A 10,416-nucleotide genomic window follows, 5' to 3' on the forward strand; every position below is an offset into this window, starting at 1 on the left:
CCTGGTACAGCTGTTGGCCGCAAGGCCATGCCGACCGAGAAGCCATACCCCTCACAGGCTCTGGGTGTATCCGCCTGCTTAGTGATTTTGGCAGCGACGTCGCGATAAGCCAAAACCTTGCCCAATATCGTCAGCTTTGGCAGCCGGTTTTGGAAGACACGTTCAAGCGCTGGCATATCAACATCGTATCCGCGATCAATTTGCGCCGCACCCAAGACATGGCCGCCGCAAACTTCTTCACCGAGCTGAGCGGCATCACCCATGAAGACGGGGTGATGAACCAGACGCAGGCAGTTTCTCAAATCTGGGAGAAAATCACAGGTGGGTGGCACCTGGTTCATGAGCATTCGACTGTCCATAATGGAGCGCTCTGAGCTTGCAGCCTGATCGCCCCGCGACGGTCAATTGCAGCTAATAACGGAAACCCACCCCTTTAGTCTTGCCCCCGCCCCCGACTCCCAGCTATGGAGCAGCCGTTTGGCCGGTAGGAGAAAAGCAACATGCCGAAGCGCACGGATATCCGCTCTATCCTGGTTATTGGTGCCGGTCCGATCATCATCGGGCAGGCTTGCGAGTTCGACTATTCCGGCGTGCAGGCGATCAAAGCGCTGAAAAGCGAAGGCTACCGGGTGATCCTGGTCAATTCGAACCCGGCAACGATCATGACCGATCCAGAGCTCGCTGACGCAACCTATATCGAGCCCATCCTGCCGGAAGTTGTCGAAAAGATTATCGAGGCTGAAAAGCCGGATGCCCTGCTCCCGACCATGGGTGGCCAGACCGCACTCAATTGCGCGCTGGACCTCCACTATGCCGGCATCCTCGAAAAGCATGGCGTGGAGCTGATCGGCGCAAAGGCCGAAGCCATCGAGATGGCCGAAGACCGCAAGCTGTTCCGCGAAGCGATGGATCGGCTCGGTCTTGAAAATCCCCGCGCCGCCATCATCGCGTCTCCGAAGAGTGAAGACGGCAAATATGATCGGATCGAAGGCCTGAAGCGCGCCATGGCCGCGCTGGACGAAGTTGGCCTGCCCGCCATCATCCGCCCGGCCTTCACGCTCGGCGGCACCGGTGGCGGCGTTGCGTACAATGTCGAAGAGTATGAAGAAATTTGTCGGTCCGGTCTTGCTGCCTCCCCCATGGCGCAGATCCTGGTCGATGAAAGCCTGCTGGGCTGGAAAGAATACGAGATGGAAGTGGTCCGCGACACAGCGGACAATGCCATCATTATCTGTGCCATCGAGAATATCGACCCGATGGGCGTCCATACTGGCGACTCCATCACGGTCGCGCCGGCGCTGACGCTGACCGACAAGGAATACCAAATCATGCGGAACGCCTCGATCGCGGTGCTCCGCGAGATTGGCGTAGAGACGGGCGGATCTAACGTCCAGTTCGCGGTCAACCCCGCGGATGGCCGCCTCGTCGTGATTGAGATGAACCCGCGTGTGTCGCGCTCCTCTGCGCTTGCCTCGAAAGCCACCGGTTTCCCGATTGCCAAGATCGCCGCAAAACTGGCCGTGGGATACACGCTAGATGAACTGGACAATGACATCACGGGTGTCACTCCTGCCTCGTTCGAACCGACAATTGACTATGTTGTCACCAAGATACCGCGCTTTGCCTTCGAGAAGTACAAGGGCGCCGACCCCGTACTGACCACGGCGATGAAATCCGTCGGCGAAGCCATGGCGATTGGTCGCTCATTCCAGGAAAGTCTGCAGAAGGCCCTGTGCTCATTGGAGACCGGCCTGTCCGGGCTTGATGATATCGCATTCGACACAGAAGCTGATTTGCGCACGGCGCTCGGCGTACCGACACAGGACCGCTTGCGCGTGGTGGCGCAAGCCCTGCGTCAGGGTCTATCCGTGGACGAAGTTCATCAAATCACCTCTATCGAGAAATGGTTCCTGCGCCAGATCGCTGAACTGATGGAGGTTGAAGCTGGCATCCTGAAGGATGGCCTGCCTGACGACCATGAAGGCATGCTGCGCCTGAAGATGCTCGGCTTCTCTGACAAGCGCCTCGGCAAGCTGGCCGGCAAGGGCGAAGCGGAAATCCGCAATGCACGCCACGGCCTCGGCGTGCGCCCGGTCTACAAACGTATCGATACATGCGCAGCCGAGTTTGCCGCGAAGACCCCCTACCTTTACTCCACCTATGAACAGCCCGTGTTCGGCGCCGACGAAGCTGAATGCGAAGCGCTGCCATCAGATCGCAACAAGGCGATCATCCTTGGGGGCGGCCCCAACCGGATCGGTCAGGGCATCGAGTTTGACTATTGCTGCTGTCATGCCGCATTCGCGATGGATGACATCGGCATCGAGTCCATCATGGTCAATTGCAATCCGGAAACGGTGTCCACGGACTATGATACATCTGACCGGCTCTATTTTGAGCCGTTGACGGAAGAACATGTTCTGGAGATTATCCACAAAGAGCAATCGGCCGGCACGCTGAACGGAGTGATCGTACAATTCGGCGGCCAAACGCCACTGAAACTCGCCAACACGCTTGACCAGGAAAACGTGCCAATTCTTGGCACCAGCCCGGCCTCCATCGACCTCGCCGAAGACCGTGAGCAATTTGCAGCCCTGCTCGACGTTCTTGGCATCCAGCAAGCACCGTCCCGCACGGCCCGCTCTGTCGAAGAAGCCGAAATCAAAGCCAACGAGATCGGGTATCCGGTCATGCTGCGACCCTCCTTCGTGCTGGGCGGCCGGGCCATGGAAATCGCCCGCAATGATGAAGACCTGCGCAAATTTGCTGCCGAAGCCCTGAGCGTCGCCAAGGATTCCGGCGATGCGTCGCTATTCATTGACCGATATTTGTCCGATGCGATCGAGGTGGATGTGGACGCGCTGTGCGATGGCGAGAATGTGCACGTCGCCGGCATCATGGAACATATCGAAGAAGCAGGTGTGCATTCGGGCGATTCCGCCTGTGCCCTGCCGCCCTATACGCTTTCGCCTGCACTTCAGGGGCGCCTCGCCGAGCAAACGATTGCCCTTGCCCGCGCATTGAAAGTACGCGGCCTGATCAATATTCAGTTCGCCGTCAAGGATGACGAAATCTACGTGCTGGAAGCCAATCCCCGCGCCAGTCGGACCGTACCATTCGTTGCAAAAGCCGTTGGTGCCCCGATTGCCGGAATTGCGGCCAAGGTAATGGCGGGCATGAGCCTGACAGAATTCGACCTGACCCAGGCCAATCCTCGGCGCGTGGCGGTGAAAGAGGCGGTGTTCCCATTCGCCCGCTTCCCCGGTGTGGACCCGCAACTCGGCCCGGAGATGCGGTCGACCGGCGAAGTCATGGGCTGGGATGATGATTTCGGCATGGCCTTCCTGAAAAGTCAGCTTGGCGTCGGGGTCCATCTTCCAGACTCAGGAACGGTATTCGTGTCTCTGCGAGATTCCGACAAGAAGGCCATCGTTCCGGCGATTCGAAAGCTTACGGAGTTCGGATTCTCGATCCTCGCCACCGCCGGAACAGCTGCCTTTCTGGAGGCTGAAGGCCTGAAAGTGAGCCGGATCAACAAGGTTCTCGAAGGCCAGCCGCACATTCTGGACGCCATGATCAATGGCAACGTGCAATTGGTTTTCAACACGACCGAAGGTGCAGCATCGCTTGCAGATTCCGCATCCATTCGCCGGACTGCCGTAAACCGCAAGATACCGTATTTCACAACTCTGGCCTCCTCGATTGCCTCGGTGCAGGCCATTGAGAGTATGAAAGACCGGGAAATCTCGGTGCGCGCCTTGCAATCGGCCTGATCAGCCCCACTTGACGCCATTACCAATTAAGACAACGATTTTGCCGCCAACAATAGAGGTGACACAGATGGAACGCATTCCCATGACCGCTGAAGGCCATGCTGCGCTTCAGTCAGAACTTAAGACGCTGAAATCCATTGAGCGCCCGAATATTATCGCGGCGATCGCGGAAGCGCGTGCGCATGGTGATCTGTCCGAAAACGCTGAATATCACGCTGCCAAGGAGAAGCAGAGCTTCATCGAAGGCCGCATCGCCGAGATCGATGACAAGCTTGCCCGCGCGGACGTGATCGACGTCTCCAAGCTGGGTGGCAGCAAGGTGCGCTTTGGCGCGACTGTGACTCTGATTGATGTCGATACGGAAGAAGAGAGCACGTACAAGATCGTTGGCGAAGACGAAGCCAATGTGAAGGACGGCAAGATCTCCGTCACCTCGCCAATTGCTCGTGCAATGATCGGCAAGGAAGAAGGCGACGAAGCCGAAGTGGCCGCCCCGTCCGGAGCGCGCGCTTACGAAGTTGCCAAGGTCGAGTACCTGTAAATGGCAGAGGCGGGGTCGCTCGGACCATCCGTCTGGGCGGTCTCGGACGGCCGCGCAGGCAATGCTGCTCAGGTTCGCGCAGTGCTGCAGGCACTGGGTGATACGCGGCGATGGATTCAGATTGCTCACATTAATGGTGAATCGCACCGCTCCGAACCTCTGACGCTGAGCCCACGCTTGCCGTGGACCCTGTTGCCTGCGGACAAATGGCCGTCTCCCCTGGCTTCACTGCCGAAGAATCAGCGCGACCTGCTAACCCCGCCATGGCCAACGATCTGGATTGCTGCGGGCCGTCGTTCAGCTGCCCTGACTCGTGCCGTGCGGGAACTGTCCGGCGGAAAAACGCTGACCGTCCAAATCCTCGACCCAAGGATTCCCTCAGAAAACTTCGACCTTCTGGTCACACCGGCGCATGACGAGACAAACGGCCCGAATGTCATTCAGACGATCGGTTCGCCATCCTATTTTGCCCCTGACCTGATCGAAGATGCGGGCCAATCCTTTGCCGATCTGGCCGACGAGCGCAACAAGAGCGCGATCGTCATTCTGGGGGGGAACTCCCGCACACATACATTTACCGATGCTGCTGCCGAGCGTCTTGAATCCCAGCTTCGCATCCTGGCGGGGCAAGGCTGGCGTCTGCGGATCACAACATCGCGCCGCACGCCTGTGCCGATTGTATCCAGGTTCCGTTCGATGGCGGATGAAGTCGGAGCCCGGTTCTGGGCCGGCCCGGAAGATGGCGACAATCCCTATCTTGCATGGTTGGTCTTTTCCGATTGCGCCATCGTGACAGAGGACAGCGCCAACATGCTGTCCGATGCGGCCTGGCATGATCTGCCAATCCACATCGCGCGTCTGGAAGGTCGCTCCAAGAAATTCGACAGCTTGCACCAGAGCCTGATCGATCATGGCGCCGCTCGCTGGTTCGGGGGCACATTGGAAACATGGAGCTATCCAGCATTGCGTGAGGCAGACCGCGTTGCAGATGCAATCGTCGAGAAGCTTCTGGAGCGCCACCCCCAGCCAGACATGGGCGGCGATGGGTCAAAAGTCGCGCCGCCGGACTGGATGGAATGATACTTTGTCGACAGTGGCGGAGCGGTGCAGCATGAAGCTGTTCGCACTCACCCTGCTCGCCATGCTCGCCTTCGCTGCCAATTCGGTGCTCAACCGGCTGGCACTCGCGGGCGACCTGATTGATCCAGCAAGCTTCGCAGTGATCCGCCTGTTCAGCGGCGCGATCATTCTCGGCCTGATCGTGCTCGCACAGTCTTCGACACGTCCGGCTCTCTTGTCTACAAAGCGGGGGGTCAGCGTCGCCGCCTTGCTCGCTTACATGCTCGGTTTCTCGTTTGCGTACTTGTCGCTCGATACGGGCGTCGGGGCGCTGGTCCTGTTCGGCGGTGTGCAAATCACCATGTTCGCTGGCGCCCTGCTGGCCAGAGAGCACGTCCCGGCCCTGAAATGGATCGGTGCACTCGTGGCGGCAGGTGGCCTGGCCTGGTTTCTTTGGCCGACTGACGCCGCTCCGGTCGACCCAGTGGGCGCGGCGTTGATGGGCATCGCGGCGCTCGGTTGGGGAATCTATTCACTCCTCGGTCGCGGTGCACAAAATGCCACCGAGGATACCGCAGCAAACTTCGCGCTGGCAGCTCCGCTCAGCCTGCTAGGTCTCTTCGCCATCGGGCCAGAGTTGACCCCAGTAGGCGTCTTGCTGGCCTGCCTGTCAGGCATTGTTACGTCTGGGCTCGGTTATGCACTCTGGTACGCTATCCTGCCCCGTATCACCTCAGCCACCGCGGCCATCGCACAACTCAGCGTCCCGATCCTCGCCGCGCTTGGCGGCATCGCGATGCTCGGCGAGGATCTGACACTACGCTTTGCAATTGCTGCGCTGATTGTACTCGGTGGTATCGGGCTGTCAGTGACCGGCGCCCGAAAGCCCCGCTAGGCAGCAACAACCCGCTCATCGGCCGGGATCGGCTTCAGAATAAAGCCGCCGCCCAGAATACGCGTGCTGCCTTCTGCGTCGTAGAGCACGGCGGCCTGGCCACGCGCGACACCCTCTTCCGGATTATCGAACCAGATCACGGGAACGCCATCACTCCACCCCAAACGGGCCGGCACGGGCGGCCGCGTGGACCGCACACGGACGAGCACGGGCACCCCTGCATCAGCAGCCGCCTGGAGCGATCCTTCGCCCAGCCAATTGAGTTCTTCCAGCAACAGGCCGGACGTCATCAAGGCTTCACGCGGGCCAACAATGACCCGGCGGTTGGGCGCGTCGATCTTGACCACATAGAGCGGGTCACCCGTCGCAACCCCAAGCCCCCGGCGCTGGCCGATCGTGTAGTGGATCACGCCATTGTGCTGACCGAGCACGCGACCATCAAGATGTTCAATGTCTCCGCCCCGTCCGGCACCCGGACGCAACTTTTCCACAACCGTGGCATAGGAGCCTTCCGGCACGAAACAGATGTCCTGACTGTCCGGCTTGGAAGCCACCGGCAGATTGAACTGATCAGCCAGTTCGCGCACCTGCGTCTTCGGCAGGTAGCCGAGCGGGAAGCGCAGATAGTCCAGCTGCTCTGCCGTCGTTGCGAACAGGAAGTAAGACTGATCACGGCTCGCATCCGCGGCACGGTGAAGCTCCGGCCCATCGTCACCATCCGTGCGGCGGATGTAATGCCCTGTGGCAAGACAATCTGCCCCGAGATCACGGGCGGTTTTCAACAGGTCCGAAAACTTGACCGTCTGGTTACAGCGAATGCACGGAATCGGTGTCGAACCGGCCAGATAGGTATCGGCGAAGTCTTCCATCACCTGCTCGCGGAACTTAGACTCGTAGTCGAGTACATAGTGCGGAATGCCGATCTGGTCGGATACGTTGCGGGCATCATGGATGTCTTGCCCGGCGCAGCAGGCGCCCTTCTTCTCGATGGCAGCGCCATGATCGTAAAGCTGTAGCGTGATGCCAATCACGTCGTAGCCCTGCGCCTTCAGCATGGCGGCCACGACAGAGCTGTCGACTCCGCCCGACATGGCAGCGACGACGCGCGTTTCCGCGGGCGGTTTGGCAAATCCAAGAGAGTTCACACGGCCATCCCAGGCCGGCGGCAATTCATAAGTCATGTCTCACTCCAACCGGGTTAAAGGCCCGGAGCAGTTTCAGGAATGGGCGCATATAGCGCGAGACGCGCCAAATTGCGAGGGGGTCAGGCTGCAGATGCTTCAGCGTTGGCCGTTCCAGCAGCAACCCAACCGCCCCGGAAGTGGCGAGCCGGCTCCAGCTTGTCGGTCAGGCCGATGACACTTTCGCCACCACCGAGCAGAATCATGCCGCCGGGCATCATTTGTTTCGAGACGCTTTCAATCACTTTGGTACGGGACGCGCGCGCCATTCCGGACAATACATTCCGACAGAGGATAACATCGAAGTTTCCGAGCCCGTCTGCCCGCTCGAGCAGATTGTGCTGGCGAAAGCTCACGCGCGAACGCAAGGCTTCAGACGCTTCCCACTGGCCGGTTTCGAGACGGGTGAAGTGCTTGACGAGTCGGTGGATCGACAGCCCCTTCTGAACCTCGTAGTGCCCATAGCGCGCCACGCGAGCGGTCTCGGTGGAGACCTTGCAGATATCAGTCGAAAGAATATCGATCTTTGCGCCGCGCAGGCTGGCAGGCAATTCGTCTTCCAGCAGGATCGCCAGGGAATAGGCTTCCTGGCCCGTGCTGCCGCCGGCGCACCAGACTTTCAGACGGCCCGTATTGGACGCCTTCAGCCGTTTCGGCAGTACGTCGTCGACAACACGCTTTAGGGCGTCGCGGTCCCGGAAGAAGCAGGTGTCCTTGGACACCAACGCGGATGCGACTTCGGCCGCGAAGACCGGATTGGCGCGCGATTTCAGGCAGTGGACGAGATCCGCCATGGTGCCAAAGCCCTCGCGGCGGGCGATTGCCGCAAGCCGGGCTTCAATCAGATAGGATTTGGATTTCGGAATCGCCTGACCGGAGCCTTTCAGCGCCAGCTCAGCCAACTCGTTGAAGACCTCTTCCTGCATCTAACACTCCGAATCGGACATTCTGCCCATAAACCTTACCCATAGGGCTCGGTTTATTAAGAAATGCTTCAGACCAGGCCGACTTCCGCAAATTTGCTTTCCAGAATATCGGCGTCGAAGGGCTTCATGATGAACTCGTCAGCGCCTGAACTCAACGCTTCATTTATGTGTTCAGCATCATTCTCAATGGAGCAGAACACGACAAGCGGATGTTTGCCGCCTTCTTCGCGGCGCAAGGCCCGCAGGAAGTCCAAGCCGTTCATGACTGGCATATTCCAGTCAAGCAGGATGGCATCGGGCATTTTCTGGCGACACTGGCGCATGGCGTCTGCTCCATCGCCGGCTTCCAGCACGTCAAACTTCAGGTCGCGCACAATGCGCGCCGCCACTTTCCGGACTACACGGGAGTCATCAACGATCAGACAGGTTTTCATGATGTATCCTGTGCGCAGCGGTTCGGACTCGAATCTGGCCGACCCCGGTTAAGAAAGTCCTGCCAAAGTGTAAATTTCGGGCCAGCACTATCCCTCTGCGCGAATGCCCGCCGCCATGATGATGACCGTCTCTTCGCTTTCGCTGGCGGTCAACTCGCCGCCGAGACCATCGCAGATGATCTTCGAGAACAAGGGCTGAATGGTTTCCGGACGCCAGCCATCCTCTGGTTCGATTCCCTTGATACCATTGGCGATGTCAGGGCGCAGGCGCGCCCGATTGCCCTTGCAGGTCAGAGTGATCGTCAGGCCCACTTGCTCATTGCGAATGCGCACATGAATCACGCCGCCGCGCGGCAGACAGTCAATGCCCATCATTACGAGGTTCATCATCATCCGAACATGCGAGAAGCTCAAATGGTCGGTCTGGATATCGAATTCGATACTCGGCCGGTGGCTGGCCACGAAGTTCTCGGTGATCTTGCGCGCTTCATGAATGTCGGCCGCGCCCGCATTCAAGCCGATCGACCCAAAGGCGTAGCGCAGAAACTGAATCCGAGCGCCCGCCTTCTCGGCTCCATCATGCAGCAGGTCCTGGGCCTGCGCCTTCATTTCCATGTCACCCGGATCGTTCAACAGATCGAGCGCATTCGTGACCGAAGATACGGGCGAAACAAGGTCGTGGCAGATGCGTGATGCGATGTACGCGGATAGGCGTGCAGGATCGATCATGGGTAGTGGAGCCCCGTTCTAGAGTTCAGATTTTGCGCAGGATTGTGTGAGCCGCCCGGCGTGTCAATCAAGGCTGTATGAACTATTGGCGATATTCAACATTCTGCTCAGTTGCATCTTCCGGACGGTCGATATCGTCATAGCCGTGGCGCGCACTGTGGAAGGTGAGCAGAAACAGGCCAATTGACAGACCAAGCGTCATGACGCCGCCCAGGACATAGGCGATCCAGCCATGCCCTGAGAGCCCGTCAGCATTGCTTTCCCAGAACAGCGAAATGCCCCAGAGCATCAGCCCCAGGAGCACGAAACTGGCTACAATCCAGAAGATCAGCTTGCGTGACATGTCTGATCACCTACGCCTGACGGCGCTGGAAACAAGCTATTTCTGCTTCCAGCTGCCGCTGGCATCCATGTACCATTGGCCAGGGCTCAGTTTGGAAATCTGCTTTTCGCCGGTGATGCGGGCGACTTCAGCGACCGTCGTGCCGGTTTCAGTAGCGACTTCCGCATATTTGGCGGCGCGCTTGTTGTTGATCTCCTGAACCTTGCGAATGAGCGACGGGTCAGCCGACCCGATAACGCCAAGGCGACCGTCAATGCGTTCGCCGACCTCACCCGCCTCAATGGCAGCATCAATGGCGGGATCACCCGCAAAGGCGGCTGGCGACATCGCGGCAAGGCCGAAGGCCAAGGCCAGGGCAGCGAAAAAAGTGCGAAGGGATTTCATCATCTCGTCTCCAGATTTCGCGAGTTTAGAACAAGTCTGGATTGTCCGCGATCAGGTCTTCGACTTCCTTGTCGAGGATCACGCGGACTTCCTGGGTAATATTGACATTCAAGTCGATCTTGATCGGCTTGTCGGACGGTTCGATGCGGAC

12 protein-coding genes are annotated in these 10,416 nt (G+C 59.0%); 5 read left to right on the forward strand and 7 right to left on the reverse strand.

Annotated elements, in window-relative coordinates:
* The first annotated feature begins 149 nt into the window (after positions 1 to 149).
* The 5 genes from B4F73_RS16855 (at position 150) to B4F73_RS12815 (ending at position 6,268) form a co-directional block, all read left to right on the forward strand.
* Positions 150 to 374, forward strand: a complete 225-nt coding sequence (locus B4F73_RS16855; RefSeq protein ID WP_414651872.1) for a hypothetical protein — start codon at positions 150 to 152, stop codon at positions 372 to 374.
* A 126-nt stretch (positions 375 to 500) separates the two neighbouring features.
* Positions 501 to 3,773, forward strand: a complete 3,273-nt coding sequence (gene carB, locus B4F73_RS12800) for a carbamoyl-phosphate synthase large subunit (protein ID WP_290483457.1) — start codon at positions 501 to 503, stop codon at positions 3,771 to 3,773.
* A 67-nt stretch (positions 3,774 to 3,840) separates the two neighbouring features.
* Positions 3,841 to 4,314 carry a transcription elongation factor GreA gene (greA, locus tag B4F73_RS12805; RefSeq protein WP_034812620.1) on the forward strand — a complete coding sequence of 158 codons (474 nt, stop codon included), beginning with the start codon at positions 3,841 to 3,843 and terminating at the stop codon, positions 4,312 to 4,314.
* Positions 4,315 to 5,394 (forward strand): mitochondrial fission ELM1 family protein, encoded by a 1,080-nt coding sequence (locus B4F73_RS12810; RefSeq protein ID WP_290478535.1) that lies wholly within the window; start codon positions 4,315 to 4,317, stop codon positions 5,392 to 5,394. It abuts the gene before it with no gap.
* A 31-nt stretch (positions 5,395 to 5,425) separates the two neighbouring features.
* Positions 5,426 to 6,268 (forward strand): DMT family transporter, encoded by an 843-nt coding sequence (locus B4F73_RS12815; protein ID WP_290481290.1) that lies wholly within the window; start codon positions 5,426 to 5,428, stop codon positions 6,266 to 6,268.
* On the opposite strand, the gene mnmA is transcribed toward B4F73_RS12815, so the two are convergent.
* The 7 genes from mnmA to B4F73_RS12850 form a co-directional block, all read right to left on the reverse strand.
* A complete protein-coding gene (gene mnmA, locus B4F73_RS12820) occupies positions 6,265 to 7,449 on the reverse strand; it encodes a tRNA 2-thiouridine(34) synthase MnmA (RefSeq protein WP_290483458.1) in 1,185 nt (394 codons plus the stop codon). The two genes, B4F73_RS12815 and mnmA, sit on opposite strands and share 4 nt — an antisense overlap.
* A gap of 83 nt (positions 7,450 to 7,532) precedes the next feature.
* Positions 7,533 to 8,375, reverse strand: a complete 843-nt coding sequence (locus B4F73_RS12825; RefSeq protein ID WP_206992445.1) for a CheR family methyltransferase — start codon at positions 8,373 to 8,375, stop codon at positions 7,533 to 7,535.
* Positions 8,376 to 8,443: 68 nt separating this feature from the next.
* Positions 8,444 to 8,809: a response regulator gene (locus tag B4F73_RS12830; RefSeq protein WP_034812625.1), complete on the reverse strand. Its 366-nt coding sequence runs from the start codon at positions 8,807 to 8,809 to the stop codon at positions 8,444 to 8,446.
* A gap of 87 nt (positions 8,810 to 8,896) precedes the next feature.
* The gene (locus B4F73_RS12835; protein WP_206992444.1) at positions 8,897 to 9,538 is read right to left on the reverse strand and encodes a histidine phosphotransferase family protein; all 642 of its coding nucleotides are present in this window, start codon (positions 9,536 to 9,538) and stop codon (positions 8,897 to 8,899) included.
* Between the two features lie 82 nt (positions 9,539 to 9,620).
* Complete coding sequence (locus tag B4F73_RS12840) at positions 9,621 to 9,881, reverse strand: hypothetical protein (protein ID WP_051607596.1); 261 nt, start codon at positions 9,879 to 9,881, stop codon at positions 9,621 to 9,623.
* Positions 9,882 to 9,917: 36 nt separating this feature from the next.
* Entirely contained in the window at positions 9,918 to 10,268 is a 351-nt protein-coding gene (locus B4F73_RS12845) for a YdbL family protein (RefSeq protein WP_290478538.1), read from the reverse strand.
* A 22-nt stretch (positions 10,269 to 10,290) separates the two neighbouring features.
* A complete protein-coding gene (locus B4F73_RS12850; protein WP_349679570.1) occupies positions 10,291 to 10,410 on the reverse strand; it encodes a YnbE family lipoprotein in 120 nt (39 codons plus the stop codon).
* Positions 10,411 to 10,416: the final 6 nt, after the last annotated feature.

The organism is Hyphomonas sp. UBA3601 (assembly GCF_002375605.1).
Classification (GTDB): domain Bacteria; phylum Pseudomonadota; class Alphaproteobacteria; order Caulobacterales; family Hyphomonadaceae; genus Hyphomonas.